We start from the raw sequence: 19,946 nt of genomic DNA, 5'->3' as shown, positions 1-19,946 counted from the left end.
TATGGGGTTACTGTGGGCTCGCCTGAGCACCGCGGATGGATTGCTCTACTAAGTCAAGAACCTTTTCCAGCTCCGCGGTATCGCCCAAGGCAAGCCGGTTAATGAATCCGTCCATGAATACCTCAAGATAGATGGCTAAGGTATCGATTCCTACATCATCTCGTAGGCGACCCTTATCCGCATTAGATGCCAATCGTGCGCGAACGGCTTCATCACGAACCGATTGATTTTCTTTCCACCGAGCGGCGAACGAGGGGTCAGTGCGTAGCAGGGAGGTGATTTCCAAGCGAGTGGCGAGCCAATCGTGGCGCTCAGGATGCTGGAGCATTTCCCGCATGACTTCTACCAAGCCATTTTGAGCCACGACTTCGGCCTGCCGAGCGGCATCTTCTTGCGCCAAGGCAAGGAATAGCGACTCTTTGTCACCGAAGTGGTGAAAAATTGCGCCACGTGACTTACCCGTCGCTTGCTCCAAAAGCCGAACAGTCGCTCCCTCGTACCCGTGCTCTGCAAAGCAGCGGCGGGCACCTACGAGAATGTCGTGCCGGCGGCGGCTAAGTTCAGATTCGCTCACGATGGGCATAGTAGGGAACTCTCCTTAATGGGGGATGTCTAAAGAATCTTTAACCAGTAATTTTAAATAAGAAATAAAATCGACGTGACGAAACGCGGGGCCGCATTGCCCTTCCTGGGGAGGGCGGTGCAACCCCGCGTTGTCGACAGAACTTAGTCCTTTAGCTCCCCTCGGGTGGGCTAAAGGACTGCGCGAAGACGCTTAGTTCTTGACCATCTGACGCAGGACGTACTGCAAGATGCCGCCGTGGCGGAAGTAGTCAGCCTCACCCGGGGTGTCGATGCGAACGTCAGCATCAAATTCGACGGCCTCGCCGGACTCCTTGGTAGCGGTGACGTGGACGGTCTTCGGGATGGAGCCATCGTTGAAGGCGGAGATACCCTCGATGTCGAAGGTTTCCGTACCATCCAAGCCCAAGGACTCGTGGGACTCGCCCTGCGGGAACTGCAGTGGGATAACGCCCATGCCAATCAGGTTGGAACGGTGGATACGCTCGAAGGACTCAGTGATAACAGCCTTCACACCAAGCAGATTGGTGCCCTTAGCGGCCCAGTCACGGGAAGAACCAGTGCCGTACTCCTTGCCAGCAATGACAACGAGCGGGATGCCGGCTTCCTTATAGTTCTGGCAAGCATCGAAGATGAAGGCCTGCGGGCCGCCTTCCTGGGTGAAGTCACGGGTGTAGCCACCGGTGACATCTACCAGCTGGTTAGCTAGGCGAATATTCGCGAAGGTGCCGCGCATCATGACCTCGTGGTTACCGCGACGGGAGCCCAGGGAATTGTAGTCCTGGCGGGCAACGCCGTTTTCATCGAGGTACTGCGCAGCCGGGGTGCCCGGCTTAATAGCGGAAGCAGGGGAGATGTGGTCAGTGGTGACGGAATCGCCCAGCTTTGCCAGCACGCGTGCGCCCTTGATGTCTTCAACCGGGTTCGGCTCGGTTGGCATGCCATCGAAGTAAGGAGCCTTGCGGATGTAGGTGGAATCCTCATCCCACTTGAAGGTCTCGCCCTCCGGCACGTCCAGGGCGCGCCAAGCATCGTCGCCCTTGAAGACATCGGCGTAGTCAGCCTCGTACATCTCGCGGGAGATAGCGGACTGGATGGTGTCCTCAATCTCCTGCGGGGATGGCCAAATGTCCTTCAAGAAGACATCGTTGCCTTCCTTGTCCTGTCCCAGCGGCTGAGCGTCAAAGTCAAAGTCCATGGTGCCGGCAATGGCGTAGGCGATGACCATGATTGGAGAAGCCAAGTAGTTCATCTTGACATCCGGGGAGATACGGCCCTCGAAGTTGCGGTTACCGGAAAGTACCGCGGTGGCAGCGAGGTCATTCTCGTTGATGGCTGCAGAAACCTCGTCCGGCAGTGGGCCGGAGTTACCAATGCAGGTGGTGCAGCCGAAGCCGGAGAGGTAGAAGCCCATGGCTTCGAGGTCCTTCCACAGGTCTGCACGCTGGAAGTAGCCATCAACAACCTGGGAGCCAGGAGCACAGATGGTCTTAACCCATGGCTTGGACTGCAGACCCTTTTCTGCTGCCTTACGGGCGATAAGGCCTGCGCCCACCATGACGGATGGGTTAGAGGTGTTGGTGCAGGAGGTGATGGAGGCAATGGCAACCATGCCGTGGTCCAAGGTGAACTCGCCACCGTTTTGGGACTCCACGGTAATTGGGTTGGAGTGGCGGCCCTTCGCGCCAGTAGCCGAGGACTCGCCGTGACCCTCACGAGCCTTGTTCAAGCCGCCGGTGACGTCCTCCATAGCTGGGGCGCCGCCTTCTGCGGACATGCGCTTTGCCTCGACAGAGGATTCGTCAACGCAAACCTCGTCGGTGGTGTAGTTAGCCAGATCCTTGCGGAACTGCTCCTTGGCCTCGGTCAGCAGGATGCGGTCCTGCGGGCGCTTCGGGCCGGCAATGGAAGGAACAACGGTGGACAGGTCCAGCTCGAGGTACTCGGAGTACTTCGCCTCTGGAGCGTCCTCCTCCAGCCACATTCCCTGCGCCTTGGCGTAGGCCTCGACGCGGTCGATCTGCTCCTGCGGGCGGCCGGTGAGCTCGAGGTACTTGGTGGTCTCCTCGTCAATCGGGAAGATCGCAGCGGTGGAACCGAACTCAGGGGACATGTTGCCGATGGTGGCGCGGTTTGCCAGCGGGACAGACTTAACACCGTTGCCATAGAACTCAACGAACTTCTGAACAACGCCGTGCTCGCGCAGCATCTCGGTGATGGTAAGAACGACGTCGGTTGCAGTAACGCCGGTAGGAATCTCACCGGTCAGCTTGAAGCCGACAACCTTCGGGATAAGCATGGACACCGGCTGGCCGAGCATGGCAGCCTCTGCTTCGATGCCGCCGACGCCCCAGCCCAGAATGCCCAGGCCGTTTTCCATGGTGGTGTGGGAGTCGGTACCGATACAGGTATCCGGGTAAGCAAGGCCCTCGTTGTCGAATACAACGCGAGACAGGTACTCGATATTTACCTGGTGGACAATGCCGGTTCCCGGAGGAACTACGCGGAAGTTGGAGAAGTTCTCAGCACCCCAGCGAAGGAACTGGTAGCGCTCTTCGTTGCGCTGGTACTCGATTTCAACGTTCTTTTCCAGCGCATCGGTAGAGCCGAAAGCCTCAACGATGACGGAGTGGTCAATGACCATTTCGGCCGGGTTGAGAGGGTTAACCTGATCCGGGGTGCCACCCAGTGCGGAGACGGCCTCACGCATGGTGGCGAGGTCAACAACGCAAGGAACACCGGTAAAGTCCTGCATGAGGACGCGTGCCGGGGTGAACTGGATTTCGGTGTCCGGTTCTGCTTCCGGATCCCAGTTTGCCAAGGCGTTAATGTGATCCTTGGTTACGTTCTTGCCGTCCTCGTTACGCAGCAGGTTTTCTGCCAGCACCTTGAGGGAGTAAGGCAACTTCTCCAAGCCGGAGACGGTGTTGATGTCAAAGTAGTCATAAGACTTGCCGTTGACGTCAAGGGTCTTCTTGGCCTCGAAGGAGTTCAAGCTTTCAGTCACAGGGAGCTCCATTCCTTGTTAATAAACAGTGTGTTCTGTTTGGTACTCGCCGCCTGTCGTCACAGCGGGGCAGTGCTCAGCGTCAACGGTCACGAGTGTGACTCGACGCGACCATGGGGCCCGCTGTGTTGAAGGCGACAAAGAACGCGATGGTTCACCTAGATATTGTAGAGGCTAAAACCTTCGGTCGCTGCCATTGTAACAGTACAAGCGTTCTGTTTTCACCTTTTCAGGAAAATCGGCGAGTTGAGGAAATGGGTTGCTGCGATCTGTCCGTATCTTTGGGGAGAAGAAGTTTAGGAGCCCTATATATAAGGAAGAGATACGCATGGTTCCTGCGGGCGTAGATGTAGCTGATTTGGCAAGCCAGCTGAAAGAGGACGGCGTGGCCTATACGTCCCCAGCGCTCAGCCAAGATGCACAGCTCAACGCGGAGGTAGCTCAAGGTTTGCGAGACGGTGACGGGGTGGCCGTGGTTGATGTGATGGCTGATCGGGCACCTGATGTCCGCGACATTGCCCAAGAGCTCCAGGATGCGACAGGTTTAAAGACTGTCATCGTTCAAACCCCCCGCCATGTTTCTTCCGTCAGCGACACTTATAGCCGCGCCGGCATTGAGTCGGTGCAGGCGCAGATCGCGCCTGGAGTTAACCAAGTAGACCTTCTGTCTGAGTATTACAAGGGGCTAGACCAAATCAGTCTCCCTGTGGGCGCAGTAGTGGGGGCGGTTGCCGTAATCGCCATAATTGTTTTGGTCAGCTCTTTTCTGGCGGCCAGCCGGCGCGGGGTCTAGAGGTTGAAAAGACTCTATGTAATTCCCGATTGGGTCGGTCGGGCAAATAGGGTAGCGCGAGCACTGCGGAACTTCACTTTCCAAAACTCGACAGATACTCCTTTAAAATTAAGTTTGTTCGAAAAAGTATCGCGTTTCAGGGTGAAATTTTTGCGGGCCTTCGATGTACGAAAAATTCGAGCAACTGGCCCGAGGGTGGGTGCCGAAGAACTCCGGGTGAATGTGAATGGCGCAGTTTCGTTCACTCACGGTATGTCGAGAAGGCCGGTTGTTGATCGGGGAGACAGAAGTTCGGTCTGGGCTTAGCTTGAACCTGGTACCTAATTGGGGACCGTGAATAGGGCGGGGGAGTGGTCAAAGTAAATTCTTAGGGGTTGACATCCGGTGGGGGAGTGGCTCTGTTGTCCTAGTTGTGGTCGAGCTGGGGGCCGGTAGAGCGTATGGAATTCTGGTTGGCTAGTGATTAAAGTCACAATAACGGGATGGTAACAAAATCATTGCAGGTTAGGTGCATATGTTGAGTCATGTGAATTAACTTGACTCACGTGAATTGCGGGAAAATTGTGCGAAACGGGCGTGTCGTGACGTAAGGTTCGGTTGTCGACTCAGGAGACATTTCTTGCTTCCTGGGTTCATGGGCTTAGCCTTGACTGTCACGAGAGAACTCGCACGGGTATGTGGGGAAGCACGCCTCGAGCGAAGGTTAGAACGTCGAGTGGCCGTTCTTGGAAGTCAATGAACTGGGACCAATCGAAAGTGATTGGGGACGCAGGCAAAGAACTTGAGCGATTGCAATGTTCGAAAAAATTACACATCAACCCACCTTCCGTTTATGAGGTGAGACGCGTTCATTAGAACTCCACCGTGTGGAAATTTTGGTGCGAACCTTTATATGGCTAAGGCTGAAAGCCTGTTGGCACAGAAGGTGCGCACGAAGAGGTCCATAGGGATAGGGTTTGGGAACGCCGAATCACTCCACAAGGGTCAGCCTCGTGCGGCCTGTTCATGGTTTGTGGCTGCTTGCCCTCGACGGCTCGGTAGTACTAAAAGGCTAGACCTTTTGGATTCCGGTCCGGCGCCGCGGCGAGGTCTGCCAGAACCCGTAGAGCAGTTCTCACGGTGCTCAGTGCAACGAAGACGTGATCGGGGCATACGGAATCGCGGGTTGTTAGACGCATCCTGGAGCGTATGTCGCGCGCAGCGCAAGAATGGAAGTGGATTTCGCAGTCGTGGGAATTTGTTTGAACAGAGAATAGTTGTAGACCATTTGTGGCCGACTTGTCGGACTCACGCAAGTAGACCTTTAGGCTCTCTTGCCAGAGTGCAAGTTGTCTGTATATCGCTGTTGTTGGGGAAACAGTAGCGGTTTGAGTCGTCCAGTAACGGCGCAGCAATCGTCCTTAACTCTCTCTAGTTCCAACATGAAAGCCCTAAGTCTGCTGAGGGTCCACCGAAAGAGCACACCCGGAGTGAAGTCTCAGCCAATGTAGGCAGTCCATCAACAATTACCGCTCTAGTGTCTGCGGGCACCAGGGGTTCGCTTCGCGTATCTATTGATATCTACTCGAGGCGATTCTCTAGGCTGCTCAATAAGGCATGCGATAACGCCTGTGTTTGTGCGAAATATGCAGGCGGGGAGCCCGGGCATTCCTATGCCCGGATGTCTTCGTGGACTCTCACTAAAGGAGCAGAGTGGGCCCAGACTAGGAGTATTTCAGTGGCCACCATCCGCCTTCCGCGCATTCGACATGTTCGCGCTTTCATTGCTGCAGTAGCAGGTACTGCAGCCATTTCAACACTTTCCACCGTAGCCCCAGCAAGCGCCGATGAAGTATCGACGCCAAACCCAGGTACGGTCCAGGACCAAGAGTCAGACCACGTAGCAATTGACCGTGCAGTTACCAACGCGGATTCACTGCAGGGTGCTGTAGAGGAGTCCCGGGCAGAGCTAGGTCGCGCGGAAGCAGATGTTTCCGGAGCGGAAGACCGTATTGCTCAGATTCGAACCCAATTGGAACAAGTGAACGTCGAGCCGGGTACTAACGAAGAGTATGTTGCCAGCTTGGAAGATGAGCTGCGCCAGGCGGGCGAGGAAAAGCGAGAAGCCGAGAATCGTGTTGCGCAGGAGCGCCGAGAGCTGGCCCAGAATGAAGCGCGGCTAAACGCTACCCAAAGGTTTGCGGAAGCCACTTTTGCCCGCCAGCAGCAGGCTACGTCCCAGGCGGAGGGGGCAAGCGGGGTACAGTTCTCGCAGCAAGATTCTCTTCCGGCAGCCCCAAATCAAGTAACCAATCTTGATTCTGGGAATTCTACCGATACATTTTCCGTCAATCCTCAAGACTTGACGCCGGGAGACAAGTCGCAGACCTTTACCGATGAGGTGGTAGAGGGTGGAACGCCTGAGGTTACGGGCGGCATGGACGTTGCAGGGAACCCGGAGGATTCATCCGTTGCTGAGCAGGATAAGACTACTCCAGAAGCGGACTTTGGAAACGCCCTCAATAAGGGTGCAACGCCGACGTTCCAGAACGTCGATTTCGGCACTGGATCCTCTGTGAATGATGCGCTCGGACTTGCGAATGATATCGCTGCAGCCGTTGATGAGGACGATGTGCGCACCCTCATGCAGGGCTCGTCTGACTTGCTAGGTTTGGGGAGCCCGAATACCGCACCTGCCGCCAGCGTTGACGCCCCCGTAGTGGACGAGGTGTCCGAAGTGGAGGAAAGCACCACCGGTGCAGACGCGGGCCGAGACGCTCAGATCGAGGCCGTAATTTCTCGCGCTGAGTCTCAGGTCGGCGTCCCTTATGTGTGGGGTGGCGGCGATAACAATGGTCCTACTGGTGGGCTTCGCGATGGTGGCGTGGCTGATTCCTTCGGGGACTTCGGTCAGTCTGGCTTCGATTGCTCGGGCCTAGTCAAGTACGCCTACGCGGCAGCCGGCCTGGACCTTCCTCACTACACTGGTGCACAGTACCAGCAGGGCAAGAAGGTTCCGCGCGCGAATGCACAGCGCGGTGACCTTATCTTCTACGGAGCTGGTGGAAGCCAGCACGTAGCTATCTACCTAGGCGACGGCCAAATGATTGAAGCGCCACAGTCTGGTCAGACTGTTTCAGTAGTCCCAGTACGCTGGGGTGGCGCTACTCCGGATGTCGTGCGCCTTCTCTAATCTCCAACTTTTGGTTGGTATGGTTTAGGGCATGACTGACGCACAACAGAATGCCCAAAACTTCGACGCCCTCCTCGTTCTTTCTTTCGGTGGCCCGGAAGGAAACGAGGAGGTCGTTCCTTTTTTGGAGAACGTAACTCGAGGTCGAGGTATCCCTCGCGAGCGGCTAGAAGTGGTGGGCGAGCATTATTACCACTTCGGAGGGGTAAGTCCGCTCAATGCACTTAACCGCGAAATCATCGATCATGTCGAAGGGGAGCTGAAAAAACGCGGACATAATCTACCGGTCCATTTTGGCAATCGAAATTGGCATCCCTTTGCCAGCGAGACTGCGGAGAAGATGTCTCAGGACGGAGTGCGAAAGGTAGCTGTCTTCGCTACTTCTGCATGGGGTGGGTACTCCGCATGCCGGCAATATGATGAGGACATTCAGCAGATGCGCGAGCATCTGGCGGAGCAGGGTTTGCCGGACATTGAATTTACTAAGATTCGCCAATTCTTCGATCATCCGAAGTTCGTGGCCGAAATGGCAGCCGCTGTCACAGAGGTCTGGGGACAGGTTCCGGAGGACGTGAAGGAAACCACTCGCTTGCTATTTACCGCCCATTCGGTTCCCGTCGCGCACGATAACGTGGGCGGCGCGGAAGGCGATAAAAACCTTTACTCCCGCCAGGTGGCTGAGGCATCGCGGTTGGTGGCCGCACAAGCCGGTATTTCTGACTATGACCTTGTATGGCAGTCACGTTCGGGCAATCCACGCACTCCGTGGCTCGAGCCAGACATTGTTGACCACACCACCAACATCCATAACAACGAAGGCGTGGACACGGTAGTGGTGTGTCCGATTGGCTTCATCTCAGACCATATGGAGGTCATCTGGGATCTCGATTCCGAGCTGCAGAAGGCGGCAGACGAGATGGGTGTCAAAGTTCTGCGCACCCGGACAGCGGGTCCGACTCCAAGGTTTGCGGAGATGGTCGTTGATCTCATCGACGAACTAGAGCAGGGCCGCGAGTGGGAGACCAGCGGGAGCGTGACGGTGCAAGGGTGCACAGTCAATGGTGCGCCGTGTGCAGCGGGGTGCTGCGATATCTGGTCCCGCTAACGGGCAAATTCTCCAAGCGCATAAGACACGCCCGTCATGCGCGCCTGGCGGATGTGGCGCCACAAGCGAAGCAATTGTGGATCAAGGCTGTGGTCATTGATGCGGTCAGTGACGGTTTCGATGATCGCGGCTACTCGGTCGGCCCGGGCAAAAAGCTTGGCTGCTCGAGCTGGCGTTGAGTGGGGAAGACCAGGTGTGTCATAGAAGTCGCTCAATGTCCCCACGGTGAGGCGTGGGCTGGGCAAGGCCTCGGTGCTATACCCAGTTGCGGCGATGAGATCGGCGGACTCATTGGTTGCTTGAGAGAGGAGTGCGTCGGCTTCGCCGGGGCTTAGCCAGGCGGGCGCGGGGAGCTGCTGCTTTTCGACGACCACTTGCCACGCAGTATGGCTGTGGCGAATGTGGGGTACGAGGACTAAGTTACGCAAGGGATCATTGCTACGAACTATGATTGCTCCGGCAGAACTTTGTGCGGCCGCGCGATAGGACTTCGATCCTGCAGGCAATGCGGGCGGCTCGCCTGGCCCGGACAGTGCGAGACGCACAATAGGCTCTGCACGTACACCGCGATGAGCGGTGAGCTCGGTGGTCTCCGCGCGCAGCATGGCTAATAGATCGACGAAGGGGGATTCGTCCCAGCATTCTGGACGTCCGCCTAGTTCAGTAAGCGCGTCCAGTAGGTCATCGGTGGTTTCATGTCCCCACAGCCACGAGCCAAGCCATACGGCAGTGTTTTGTAAAGGTGACCATACTTCGGCGCGCATATCCATGGCGAGCCAGTCTAGTAGATAGACTAACGGGCCATGAGTTTTGATCCTTATGGCGGAGATATTTTTGCTGGCCACTCGCGGTCGAAGCCGCGCCAGTACCCAGAAGTGCCAGCCGAGCCCGGAATGGTAGTGGAAGTGCGCGGCGACGACTTTGTGGGCGCTGTTATGGGCGTGGATAAAACCGTTTTCGGTGAGGTGGTACGCCTTGAGGATCGCCACGGCGTAGAACGGGTCTTTAACCTGGTTAAAGGCGGGTTCCTGGTGGAAGGAAAACCTGTGACGCTTACCCGGTACGTCGAAAAGCAGGCTCCTCGTAAGTCCAACTCCGGCTCCCGCCGCGTAGAGAATGTGGAGGCTAAAGTCGCCGCGCCGTCGCGCATTTGGGTAGAAGGCGTGCATGATGCTGCCATCGTAGAAAAAGTGTGGGGCCACGACCTGCGTGTGGAAGGCGTGGTAGTCGAATACCTCGAGGGTTTGGACAACTTGGAGGCGCGCCTCGCAGAGTTTCAGCCAGGGCCAGGCCGCAGGGTCGGAGTATTGGCGGATCACTTGGTTCAAGGCTCCAAAGAAACCCGATTAACGGAAACCGTGGGAGAGCATGTCCTGGTAACTGGACACCCCTTCATCGATATCTGGGCGGCGGTAAAGCCGCAGCGCGTCGGCCTGCGTGAATGGCCCGATGTGCCTTACGGCGAGGATTGGAAAACCGGTATTTGCCGCCGCGTGGGGTGGAGCGACCCGAAGGATGGGTGGCGTCATGTCTATAACGCCGTACATTCCTTCCGCGACCTAGACTCCAGCCTGATCGGTGCCGTGGAGCGCCTCGTGGACTTCGTTACTACACCTGAGTTGAGCAAATCTGATTTGCTCTAGGGGTGGGCAAGGTTGGCGCGTTCAATGAGGTTGACGGCCAACTGCCACCCCGCCATTTCCGCGCTCCAGCCGGCCGCTTGGAGGCGTTGCGACATGGCTTGCTTGGAAATTCCTAGCTCTTCGGCGGCCTCATTCTGGTTGAGCCCCGCACGGACGAGTGAGGTTGCTTCACGCCCTTCGATGGTGCGTTTGTGCAGAACGTATCCAAGCAGAGCAAAGGTGGCCGCAATATCGCTCGCCTCTGAGGCGCGGCCGCGCTTATTGAGTTTGGCGTAGACCTGCCCCATGCGGGCGGACTTCCGCAATGCGGCGGTTGCTACCTGGCGCGCGCCTTCCTCATCTTCTTGGTTTCCGGGACTAATGCCGATGCCGATGGCCCAGTCGCCGTCGGCAAGCAAAGCCATGACCACGTCGCACACGGCAGTTGCTGAATCAACTACGGCGCAAATATCTTCCACGCCGAGCACGTGGAACTCGCCCACACCATTGAGGGTGGATAGAGCCGTTGCGGAGCGTTGGACCAACTCTGCGCGACGCACGGAGCGGCCCCGGTAGCGAGCGTGGACAGCAAGCACAGAAAATCCTCCTTAAGGAACCAATTGCGAATTAGTCTACCGCTCGTACTTGACTTATGGGCGAGTGGGTAGACGTGAATCCATATACAGCCCGCCCATACCGACGGCGGCAAAAGCCACCATGGCAACAATGATGCTGGGCGAGGTGTGGCCGGTGAGGGCATCGCCGAAGAAGACGCCGAGGGCAGTAGTTGGGACGGAACCGAGGAGAGTGGCCACGGTGAAGTGGCTAAGCTTCACGGGTGTTAGTGCGGCAACATAATTCAGGAGGCTGAAGGGGACGCCGGCCACCATCCGCAGCGAAGCGATGGCCAGCCAGCCGCGCCGCTCTAAGTGGGCATTGATTTTAAACACTGCTGGGTGGGTTAGGTGCGGCCGGATCCAGTCTCCAAGGAGCGTGCGGACGATGAGGAGCGAGAGGCCCGCTGACACCGTCAAGGCGCACAAGGAGAGGGCGAGGCCCTTCCATGGGCCAAAAAGTATTCCTGCGGCTACCGTCCACAACGTCCGAGGAAATGGAAGCTGCGTAAATATGACATAACCTAGGATAAAAAGGAGAGGAAACCACGCACCATAGCGGGTGGAGGCGACGCGAAGCTGGGACACGTTCGGCAGATCAAAGAAGTAAAAGAGTATCGCGCCGGTGGCGATGGTGGCGAGGACGGCTACCCAACGACGCATCGACCACTGGAGAATTGATCGCCAGGCGGACTGGGCGAGCGACATGAGGAACTGGCCGAAGCTGCGCGCCCAACTCAAAAATGTGGTCATGGGGGAGATCGTAGTCCTTGAGGGAGTACTGAATAGAAAAATCCGGCGGCTACCTTAGTGGTAACCGCCGGTCCGTTGTGCCCGAGGGGGGACTTGAACCCCCACGTCCGTTAATAGGACACTAGCACCTCAAGCTAGCGCGTCTGCCATTCCGCCACCCGGGCAGGGTGTTTGTCAGCCTCTCGGCTGGGCACTCCGATACTGTATCCTGCTCGAGGCTTGCTTTACAAATCGCCTGCGTGTGGCGTGAAAAAGCAAATATTAACGGCGTGTGGAAATACATGGTTGTAAGTCTGGGTAGGGGCTTTCCACGTGTGCAGCAGAATTTATGCAGGCCGCGGCGGTTACACCACATCGACATCGCCTTGTGAGGTGGGGTACAAATGGGTCTATGACTTCTTACGCAGATGATTCCCGGTTTCCTGGTCCAGATCCTTACGCACCGCTGCGCGATGTCCCTTCCTTCGTTCTCTCGTCCACTGATGTGGTGGAAGGAGACGAGCTGCAGGAAAAGCTCCGCGCCCCAGAGAGCGTATCGCCTCAGCTTGCCTGGTCTGGACTGCCGGAAGGCACCAAGTCCCTGGCCGTGACCTGTTTCGACCCCGATGCGCCAACGGCTTCTGGTTTCTGGCACTGGGCGGCGTTCAATATCCCCGTCGAGGTAAGCGAGCTGCCTACCAATGCCGGTGCTGCCGAGGACTTGGGTATTGACGGCGTCATCAGCTTGCGCAACGATTCGGGCGAGCGCACCTACTTCGGTGCGAACCCGCCTGCCGGACACGCCCCGCATCGTTACCTCTATGCCGTCCATGCAGTCGACGTAGAAAAGCTCGACATCGACCCAGATGCTTCGCCGACCGTGCTTGGGTTCAACCTGCATTTCCATGCTCTTGGTCGCGCCATTTTGTGGGGCTGGTACGAGGCGAAGTAATGGCTAGTGGTTCTACTTCATCGCACCCTAGCCCGCCGACGGCGCTGCGGGTGGGCGGCGCCTTCATGGTGGTCGCATTCGTGTTGGTCCTCTTTGCGTTAATCTCCGTCTTCACGGATGGATGGGGTGCCGATTTCGAATGGACGTATTCCAAAGCGGCGATTATTGTCGCCGCGATCATCGTCGGGGCCTTTAGCACCATGAGCAAAAGTCAGGCGGGAAGCCGCGCGCAGGTTGCAGCATTGGTCATCGCTATTGTGATCATTGCAGCAAGCCGCTTTGTGCCCGGCGATATCCTATTCACGCAACCACAGTTTTGGGTCGTGTTCTACGCCGGCTTCGCGGTGTTGTGCGCACTGATTCTCAAGCGCAGCGCCATGTCGCAGACCTAGTCTGCACCGCAAAGATTAAGGGTCCGCCTACTTCCTCTGCGTGCAGCAGGAGAAGTAGGCGGACCTTGTGTTGAGCAACCTTGGCCTGGACTAATCTAAGGGCTTCCAAGGAAGACCAGAGCCAACCGCCTGGGAAATATTGCTCAAACCGTGGGCGCGGATTTGAGCGGCAATGCCGCGGTGGATATGGCGGATCCAGTCCGGACCACCGTAGATGAGACCGGTGTAGCCCTGCAGTAGGGAAGCGCCGGAAGTGATGCGCTCCCATGCCTGTTCTGGCGTGGAGATGCCGCCCACGGAGATGAGAGTGAGCTGGCCGCCGACTCGCTCATTAAGGCGGCGCAGTACCTCTAGGGAGCGCTCGGCTACCGGAGGGCCGGATACGCCACCGGCGCCCATCTCCTTTACCTCGGCGGCTGGAGTCTTGAGCCCCTCGCGGGAAATGGTGGTATTCGTCGCTACGATTCCGTCGAGGCCGAGCTCGAGGGCTAGGTCTGCCACGGCGTCAACGTCAGCATCAGAAAGATCCGGGGCAATTTTCACCAGCACCGGAACCGCGGTGCATTCTTGCACGGCGGAGAGAATGGGGCGCAGCGATTCCACTGCTTGCAGGTCGCGCAGGCCCGGGGTATTCGGCGAAGAAACGTTGACTACCAGGAAATCTGCCAAGTCGCCCAATACCGACGCGGAGCGGCGGTAATCTTCTACTGCATGCTCGGCAGGGGTGACTTTGGTTTTGCCAATATTGATGCCAATGACATCGCTGTAGCGACGCTTGCGCAGGTTTTCTGCGGCGGCCGCTGCACCTTTATTGTTAAAGCCCATCCGATTCAAGATGGCCTTATCGGCCTTCAGGCGGAAAAGCCGCGGAGCAGGATTGCCAGGCTGTGCTTGGGCGGTGACGGTGCCCAACTCTGCAAAACCGAAACCAATGGGAGTCCACGTATCAGCAGCTGCGGCGTTCTTATCAAACCCGGCGGCAAGTCCCAACGGGCGGGGGAATTCTACTCCGAAGACCTCTTGGCGCAGCACTGGATCATTGACAGGCAGGATCTTTGCCAGGGCTCGGTTAGCTGGCCCGGCCGCCTGCAGCCCGCTGAGCGCAGTGTTAATAATCTCGTGGATGCGCTCTGGGCTCAGCTTAAACATGCCCCGCAGAGCAAGCTGGTAGGCCTGCGCGCGCAGTTGGTCAATAGTGCTGGTCATGGTGTTAGGACTCCTTCTTCAGGTGCGGGGTGTCCACGAACTGCAGCCCGTGGCCGGTGGCGGAGGCGGCGACAAAGGTGCCGTCGCCAAGCACGGCAATATTCTGCGCATCCGGCACAGTGGAGAGATCTCCGCGCAGCTCTGGGACGCCTTTGTCTATCTCATAGGCATGAGCCTTATTGGTATCGGTGGCGCTCACCCACGCAAGATTGCGCTTTTCGTCCCAGGCTACGCCCCAAGGGGTGCCCTCTACGTTGCCGTATTGGTGCAGGCGGACAACGTCATCAGAGGTGTAGACGGCCAAGCGGCCGCCCTCGGTATCGGAGGCGAGGACCACGCCTTTATCGCCCACCGCGATGCTGCCGACTCCCTGGCCAACGCGCAGTCGGCCGCCCGCGCGATCATTCGTCCAGTCCACGTTTTGGATGGTGGAATCCTCTCGGTGGATGCGTACCACTCCGTCATCGCCCGAGGAATTGGGCACGGCCAATAGCTGGTCCGAGCCAGCTTCCACCTCGATATCTCCGTCGCGCTTGCCGTCCTTATAAATGCCTACCGTGGTGGAAGCGGCCGAGGTGGCAAAGATCTCGCCGCTGGATAGCTGGGTGGCGGCGGTAACGGGGGAGTCCTCCTCCATGTGGACCTCCTGGGGAGAATCCGGGGATGCAGGATCGATGAGGAGAACCTTGTCCGGGCAGGCGAGGACGAAGCCCGAGGCAGATGAGCTGAGGTCACCACACTCCGCAGAAATGTCTAGCGAGGTAGCCTTCTTCCCCTCAAAATCCTTCTGGCTACCGATGAGAAGCTCGTCCTTGGTGCGCACCGCCAGCGAGTCATCAAAGGCGGCAAGGTCAGTGATGTCTGCCTTAAGGTCCACCACAGTGCCTTCCGGATCCGCCTTAGCCGGGGAGGCCGCTGGGGTGGCATTGCCCTTGACCGCGGTCTCTGGATCGGCGCCCACGCCCACTTCGGGCTGGCAGGCGGCCAACGCGGTGGCGCTAAGCGCCAGCAAACTAGAAAGGATAAGTGCGGAGCCAGATTGAGATTTCACGGCTACTAATCCTAACAGCGCGCGTTGTAAAAACTCGAAGCCCAGCGCGGCTGTAGTGTGAAGCGGGTGATTTCTAATACCGCAACTGACGCTGTTTCTTGGGCGCAGGTCATTGTTTTGTCCATCGTGCAGGGGCTAACCGAGTTTCTTCCGGTAAGTTCCTCCGGTCACCTGCGCATTGTTTCCGAACTTTTTTGGGGCAACGACGCCGGCGCGTCCTTCACCGCAGTTATCCAGCTAGGTACGGAGCTGGCTGTGCTGGTCTATTTTGCCCCAATGATTTGGCAAATTCTCTCCGGCTGGTTCCGCGGCTGGGCTGATAAGTCCTCTCGCGGCCAGGACTGGCGCATGGGGTGGATGGTCATCGTGGGTTCCATTCCCATCGGAATTGTCGGCCTCGCATTCGAGGATGCGATTCGTGGCGCCCTGCGCAACCTGTGGATTACCGCCGCAATGCTCATTCTCTTCTCCTTGGTCTTCATCGCTGCAGAAAAAATGGGTAAGAAGGAACGCAGCTTTGACCAGTTGACCATGAAAGACGCCATTGTTATGGGCCTGTGCCAATGCTTGGCGCTCATTCCGGGTGTTTCCCGCTCCGGCGGCACCATTTCCGGTGGTCTGTTCCTGGGCCTGGACCGCGAGGTAGCCACGCGCTTTAGCTTCTTGCTGGCCATTCCGGCAGTGTTGGCTTCGGGCCTTTTCTCGCTTCCCGACGCCTTTTCTCCCGAATCCGGCCAGTCCGCCTCCGGTCTCCAGCTCTTGGTCGGTACGGGCATTGCCTTTGCCTTGGGTTATGCCTCGATTGCGTGGCTACTAAAGTTTGTGGGCAACCACTCCTTTTCGTGGTTTGCCGCTTACCGCATCCCGGTCGGCGTGCTCGTCATGATCCTCCTGGCACTGGGAGTCCTGCAGCCGCTCTAAGGCGCACCGCGTTAGTATGGTGGCTATGCATTCTTGGCCACTACCTTCCTTCCGCCCTGTGCCGGGTGATGCGGCACAGCTGCGCTTGTACGATTCTGCGAACCAAAACATCGCTCCCGTAGAGGTCGCAGGGGATACCGCCACCATGTACGTGTGCGGCATCACGCCCTATGACTCCACCCATTTGGGCCATGCCGCCACCTACCTGACCTTTGACCTTATCTACCGGGCGTTCCTGGATGCCGGGAAGAAAGTTCACTTCGTCCAAAACATCACCGACGTCGATGATCCGCTATTCGAACGTGCCGAACGCGACGGTGTAGATTGGCGTGAGCTCGGCACTTCTCAAATTGACCTCTTCCGTTCCGATATGGAGCTGCTCTCCGTTTTCCCGCCGCAGGACTACATCGGTGCCATGGAGGCCGTCGATGAAATCGTGGAAATGGTGCAGAAGCTTCTCGACGTCGGAGCGGCCTACGTCGTAGACGACCCCGAGCACCCAGATATCTACGCCTCCATCGAGGCCACCGAGCGTTTTGGGTATGAGTCCAATTACTCTGCCGAAGAGATGCGCACCTTCTTTGCTGAGCGCGGCGGCGATCCCGACCGCCCAGGGAAGAAGAATCCGCTCGACGCGCTTATCTGGCGTGCCCACCGCGAGGGCGAACCAGCCTGGGAGTCGCCCTTTGGGCCTGGCCGTCCGGGTTGGCATATTGAGTGTTCCGCCATCGCTACCAACCGCTTGGGTTCTTCCTTTGATATTCAGGGTGGCGGCACCGACCTGAAGTTCCCACATCATGAGTTTTCCGCTGCCCACGCCGAGGCCGCCCTCAACGTTGATCGCATGGCACAGTTCTACGTGCATACCGGCATGATCGGTCTCGACGGGGTCAAGATGTCTAAGTCCTTGGGCAACCTCGTCTTCGTTCACAAGCTCGTAGAAGCGGGTGAAGATCCCTCCGCTATCCGTTTGGGTGTCTTCGCGGGCCATTACCGCGACGAGCGCGACTGGTCCGACGAGGTGCTCGACGGCGCTAAACGCCGCCTCGCCGCATGGCGGGAGGCCCTGGCGCAGCCGGGCAGTATGGCAGGGGCCGAAGAGGTCGTCGCCAAGCTGCGTGCCGCAATCGCGAACGACCTTGATACCCCGGCCGCGCTCGCTGCCATGGATGAGTGGGCAGAGGCCGACCGTGGCACGGACGAGGACGGGGCGGCCGATTTGGTTCGCACCGCACTAAATTCGCTCCTCGGCGTGCGGGCTTAGGCAAGATAGGGCAGTATCTACAGCATGAGCATTCGCGCCGATTTCCAGCCCACCGTAGATGAGTTCATTAGTGACCTGAAGTCCTTCGCCACCGGCGATTACCTCAAGGAAGAGGAAAAGGAGTTCTGGGAGGCACCGTTTGACGCCAACGTCCTCCCAGAGCTGCGCGGCCACCTTGAGCAGATGCTCGATGGGCTGGATGCTCTTCCGGACGATCCTGACGGACCACAGTTGGTCACTGTCTTGTCCAAGACCGTTCGCAAGTTGGCAGATTTTAATCGCGCTCAACACGATGCCGTTCTCGAGCCAGAGGAAAAGGAAGAGCTCTCTGAGCTTATCTATAACGCCAGCGCGGCCACCGGAGCAGACGATGAAGCCCTGTCGCAGATTCCGGAACTGGATTTTTAGTTCTGACCCTTCCGCCTTAGTAAGCGCCAGCTCGCGCTAACTGCGCGGCTGGCTTTTGCCGCCGTGTGCCCACAGCGTGAACGGCGAAACTATTTCCTACCTGATAGAGAAAGCTAGCTTTATTCTCGTGCCGCACTCCACCGCCGCTTCCGGCCTGACTAAGCCCGCCGCCATCTTCTGGGATATGGATGGCACCCTCACTAATTCGGAGCCCCTTTGGGCGGAGGCAACGTTTTACCTTTCAGAGCTGCTGGGCAAACGGCTCACTCCCACCCAGCGCCTAGCTACTGTGGGCGCGACCTTTGATACCACCTTGGCAATCTGCGCGGATAATGCGGGGGTGACGCTGCAGCCCGGCGACAGCGAGCGTTACCGCGCCCAGATGTTTGACTATGTCAAGGGCCTTTTTGCTCGCGAGCTGGAAATCTTTCCGGGAATCCATCCACTGCTTCAGGAACTGAAAGCGGATGGGGTGCCCATGATGGTCACTACCAATACCGAGCGCAATGTCGCTGACGCTGCTATCAATGCGTTGGGGCGGCACTATTTCGTCGATACTATCTGCGGGGATGAGGTTCCTGCCGGCAAACCAGCGCCGGATATGTACCGCGAGGCCGCCCGTCGCATTGGCGCAGATTCCGCAGAGTGCTTAGTTTTTGAAGATTCCGCAACCGGCATGCGCGCCGCAGTTGATGCCGGCTGTGCGGTTATCGGTTTGCCCGAAGACGATCAGGTTCAGGTACCGACCGAGGTCACCGAAATTTCTCGCCTCCGCGATTCGCGGCACCTCGCGGGAGCTAAGGCCACTGACGTCTATGAGTGGTTCGCTAAGATTTCGGCGCGGCAATAGAAATTCAGAGTTCCCCTACATTCTCTATCTACCTGTGGAACAATAGGTAGACGTGAAGAACTTTGAGACTCTTTTCGCCGAACTAGCCGAGAAGGCCGACCAGCGTCCAGCTGGTTCTGGCACCGTTGCCGCGCTGGATAAAGGCGAGCATTTCATTGGTAAAAAGATCATCGAAGAAGCTGGGGAAGTATGGATCGCCGCTGAGTACCAGTCCGACGATGAGCTAGCGGAAGAGATGTCTCAGCTGCTCTATTGGACTCAGGTCATGATGCTCAAGCGCGGACTTACCCCTGAAGACCTTTATAAGTACCTCTAGGCAACACCCCACAGGATGGAAGGATCCGCATGATCAAGATTGCTGTACCGAATAAGGGCTCATTGTCAGAAGCTGCAGTGGAAATCCTTACAGAGGCCGGTTACAAGGGGCGCGGGCATTCCAAGGCGCTCAACGTGGTAGATGCCGATAACGGGGTAGAATTCTTTTTCCTACGGCCGAAAGATATCGCCATCTATGTCGCCCGCGGGGTCTTAGACCTAGGCATTACGGGCCGGGACTTGGCACTTGACTCTAAAGCGAGCTTTGATGAAGTTTTGCCGTTAGGCTTCGGTGGCTCCACGTTCCGGTACGCAGCCCCGCAGGGGGAGGAGTGGGATATCTCTCAACTGGCCGGGCGGCGGATCGCGACGTCGTACCCCAATCTTGTCCGCACAAACCTCGCCGCACATGGGATTGAGGCCGATGTTATTCGATTGGACGGGGCCGTAGAGATTTCCATCCGGCTAGGGGTTGCCGATGTTATTGCTGATGTCGTGTCAACTGGTACTACTTTGCGTCAGCAAGGGTTAGCGCCGTTCGGGGAGCCGATCATTGAGTCCGAGGCGGTAGTTATTAAGCGTACAGGGGTAGAAGTTACGGAGGAAGAGCAGGTAGTGCTCGACCGCATTCAGGGAATTCTGCACGCTCGCACATATCTAATGATCGACTACAACATCGCTCAATCCAACCTCGACGCAGCCGCTGGTATTACTCCAGGATTGACCGGTCCTACGGTGTCGCCGTTAGCGCGTGAGAACTGGGTGGCAGTGCGAGCGATGGTTCCGAAGAAACAAGCCAACCAAGTCATGGACCGACTTTCCCAACTCGGCGCGGAAGCAATTTTGGCTTCTGATTTACGCATCGCCCGCTTTTAGGGGGATCAATTTCTCTGGGTCGGCCCAAATAGATTCAGTCGTGGCTAACATTAGCGCTTGAGGTTACTCATTCGAATATAAGTC

At 57.6% G+C, this 19,946-nt stretch carries 19 protein-coding genes and 1 tRNA gene; 12 read left to right on the top strand and 8 right to left on the bottom strand.

The annotated features are described in order from the left end of the window. Positions 1–7: 7 nt before the first annotated feature. Positions 8–583 carry a TetR/AcrR family transcriptional regulator gene (locus QP909_RS05865; protein ID WP_284766497.1) on the bottom strand — a complete coding sequence of 192 codons (576 nt, stop codon included), beginning with the start codon at positions 581–583 and terminating at the stop codon, positions 8–10. A 192-nt stretch (positions 584–775) separates the two neighbouring features. Beyond that, positions 776–3,589 carry an aconitate hydratase AcnA gene (gene acnA, locus QP909_RS05860; RefSeq protein WP_239277736.1) on the bottom strand — a complete coding sequence of 938 codons (2,814 nt, stop codon included), beginning with the start codon at positions 3,587–3,589 and terminating at the stop codon, positions 776–778. A 328-nt stretch (positions 3,590–3,917) separates the two neighbouring features. Here acnA and QP909_RS05855 point away from each other — a divergent pair, with 328 nt between their 5' ends. The 3 genes from QP909_RS05855 to QP909_RS05845 all read left to right on the top strand — a co-directional run bounded on the left by QP909_RS05855 (position 3,918) and on the right by QP909_RS05845 (position 8,659). Beyond that, positions 3,918–4,382 carry an Rv1476 family membrane protein gene (locus tag QP909_RS05855; protein WP_284766496.1) on the top strand — a complete coding sequence of 155 codons (465 nt, stop codon included), beginning with the start codon at positions 3,918–3,920 and terminating at the stop codon, positions 4,380–4,382. A 1,717-nt stretch (positions 4,383–6,099) separates the two neighbouring features. Then, the gene (locus QP909_RS05850) at positions 6,100–7,554 is read left to right on the top strand and encodes an NlpC/P60 family protein (protein ID WP_284766495.1); all 1,455 of its coding nucleotides are present in this window, start codon (positions 6,100–6,102) and stop codon (positions 7,552–7,554) included. Positions 7,555–7,585: 31 nt separating this feature from the next. Further along, a complete protein-coding gene (locus QP909_RS05845) occupies positions 7,586–8,659 on the top strand; it encodes a ferrochelatase (protein WP_284766494.1) in 1,074 nt (357 codons plus the stop codon). Here QP909_RS05845 and QP909_RS05840 read toward each other — a convergent pair. Beyond that, the gene (locus QP909_RS05840) at positions 8,656–9,429 is read right to left on the bottom strand and encodes an Rv1486c family protein (RefSeq protein ID WP_284766493.1); all 774 of its coding nucleotides are present in this window, start codon (positions 9,427–9,429) and stop codon (positions 8,656–8,658) included. The genes QP909_RS05845 and QP909_RS05840 overlap by 4 nt on opposite strands. A 33-nt stretch (positions 9,430–9,462) precedes the next feature. Between QP909_RS05840 and QP909_RS05835 the strand changes: the two genes are divergently transcribed. Further along, a complete protein-coding gene (locus QP909_RS05835; RefSeq protein WP_200435636.1) occupies positions 9,463–10,302 on the top strand; it encodes a DUF3097 domain-containing protein in 840 nt (279 codons plus the stop codon). Here the strand turns inward: QP909_RS05835 and QP909_RS05830 are convergent. The 3 genes from QP909_RS05830 to QP909_RS05820 all read right to left on the bottom strand — a co-directional run bounded on the left by QP909_RS05830 (position 10,299) and on the right by QP909_RS05820 (position 11,812). Next, entirely contained in the window at positions 10,299–10,877 is a 579-nt protein-coding gene (locus QP909_RS05830; RefSeq protein ID WP_198493063.1) for a MarR family transcriptional regulator, read from the bottom strand. The genes QP909_RS05835 and QP909_RS05830 overlap by 4 nt on opposite strands. 54 nt (positions 10,878–10,931) lie before the next feature. After that, a complete protein-coding gene (locus tag QP909_RS05825; protein WP_284766492.1) occupies positions 10,932–11,648 on the bottom strand; it encodes a TVP38/TMEM64 family protein in 717 nt (238 codons plus the stop codon). A gap of 78 nt (positions 11,649–11,726) precedes the next feature. Then, a tRNA-Leu gene (locus tag QP909_RS05820) sits at positions 11,727–11,812 on the bottom strand. 227 nt (positions 11,813–12,039) lie between these two features. Here QP909_RS05820 and QP909_RS05815 point away from each other — a divergent pair. Further along, on the top strand, positions 12,040–12,579 hold the full coding sequence (locus QP909_RS05815; protein WP_005324806.1) for a YbhB/YbcL family Raf kinase inhibitor-like protein: 540 nt from the start codon (positions 12,040–12,042) through the stop codon (positions 12,577–12,579). Beyond that, positions 12,579–12,971, top strand: coding sequence for a hypothetical protein (locus QP909_RS05810; protein WP_284766491.1), 393 nt, complete (start codon positions 12,579–12,581; stop codon positions 12,969–12,971). Before QP909_RS05815 ends, QP909_RS05810 begins: the two co-directional genes overlap by 1 nt. Positions 12,972–13,061: 90 nt before the next feature. Here QP909_RS05810 and QP909_RS05805 read toward each other — a convergent pair whose 3' ends face one another. Both QP909_RS05805 and QP909_RS05800 read right to left on the bottom strand, forming a co-directional pair. After that, positions 13,062–14,177 (bottom strand): quinone-dependent dihydroorotate dehydrogenase, encoded by a 1,116-nt coding sequence (locus QP909_RS05805; RefSeq protein WP_284766490.1) that lies wholly within the window; start codon positions 14,175–14,177, stop codon positions 13,062–13,064. A gap of 4 nt (positions 14,178–14,181) precedes the next feature. After that, positions 14,182–15,228 (bottom strand): NHL repeat-containing protein, encoded by a 1,047-nt coding sequence (locus tag QP909_RS05800; protein ID WP_284766489.1) that lies wholly within the window; start codon positions 15,226–15,228, stop codon positions 14,182–14,184. 66 nt (positions 15,229–15,294) lie between these two features. Here QP909_RS05800 and QP909_RS05795 point away from each other — a divergent pair, with 66 nt between their 5' ends. The 6 genes from QP909_RS05795 to hisG all read left to right on the top strand — a co-directional run bounded on the left by QP909_RS05795 (position 15,295) and on the right by hisG (position 19,862). Next, complete coding sequence (locus QP909_RS05795; RefSeq protein WP_284766488.1) at positions 15,295–16,149, top strand: undecaprenyl-diphosphate phosphatase; 855 nt, start codon at positions 15,295–15,297, stop codon at positions 16,147–16,149. A 25-nt stretch (positions 16,150–16,174) separates the two neighbouring features. Next, positions 16,175–17,413, top strand: a complete 1,239-nt coding sequence (gene mshC / locus QP909_RS05790; RefSeq protein ID WP_284766487.1) for a cysteine--1-D-myo-inosityl 2-amino-2-deoxy-alpha-D-glucopyranoside ligase — start codon at positions 16,175–16,177, stop codon at positions 17,411–17,413. 24 nt (positions 17,414–17,437) lie between these two features. After that, positions 17,438–17,821 (top strand): hypothetical protein, encoded by a 384-nt coding sequence (locus tag QP909_RS05785; protein ID WP_005324796.1) that lies wholly within the window; start codon positions 17,438–17,440, stop codon positions 17,819–17,821. Between the two features lie 127 nt (positions 17,822–17,948). Then, positions 17,949–18,671, top strand: a complete 723-nt coding sequence (locus tag QP909_RS05780; protein ID WP_284766486.1) for an HAD family hydrolase — start codon at positions 17,949–17,951, stop codon at positions 18,669–18,671. Between the two features lie 52 nt (positions 18,672–18,723). Further along, positions 18,724–18,987, top strand: coding sequence for a phosphoribosyl-ATP diphosphatase (locus QP909_RS05775; RefSeq protein ID WP_204609052.1), 264 nt, complete (start codon positions 18,724–18,726; stop codon positions 18,985–18,987). A 29-nt stretch (positions 18,988–19,016) separates the two neighbouring features. Beyond that, the gene (hisG, locus tag QP909_RS05770; protein ID WP_284766485.1) at positions 19,017–19,862 is read left to right on the top strand and encodes an ATP phosphoribosyltransferase; all 846 of its coding nucleotides are present in this window, start codon (positions 19,017–19,019) and stop codon (positions 19,860–19,862) included. The last annotated feature ends 84 nt before the right edge of the window (positions 19,863–19,946 follow it).

The sequence above is a fragment of the Corynebacterium sp. MSK195 genome (assembly GCF_030228885.1).
Classification (GTDB): domain Bacteria; phylum Actinomycetota; class Actinomycetes; order Mycobacteriales; family Mycobacteriaceae; genus Corynebacterium.
Note: the sequence above shows the minus strand (reverse complement) of the source record. Positions and strands in the feature narration are given on the sequence as shown.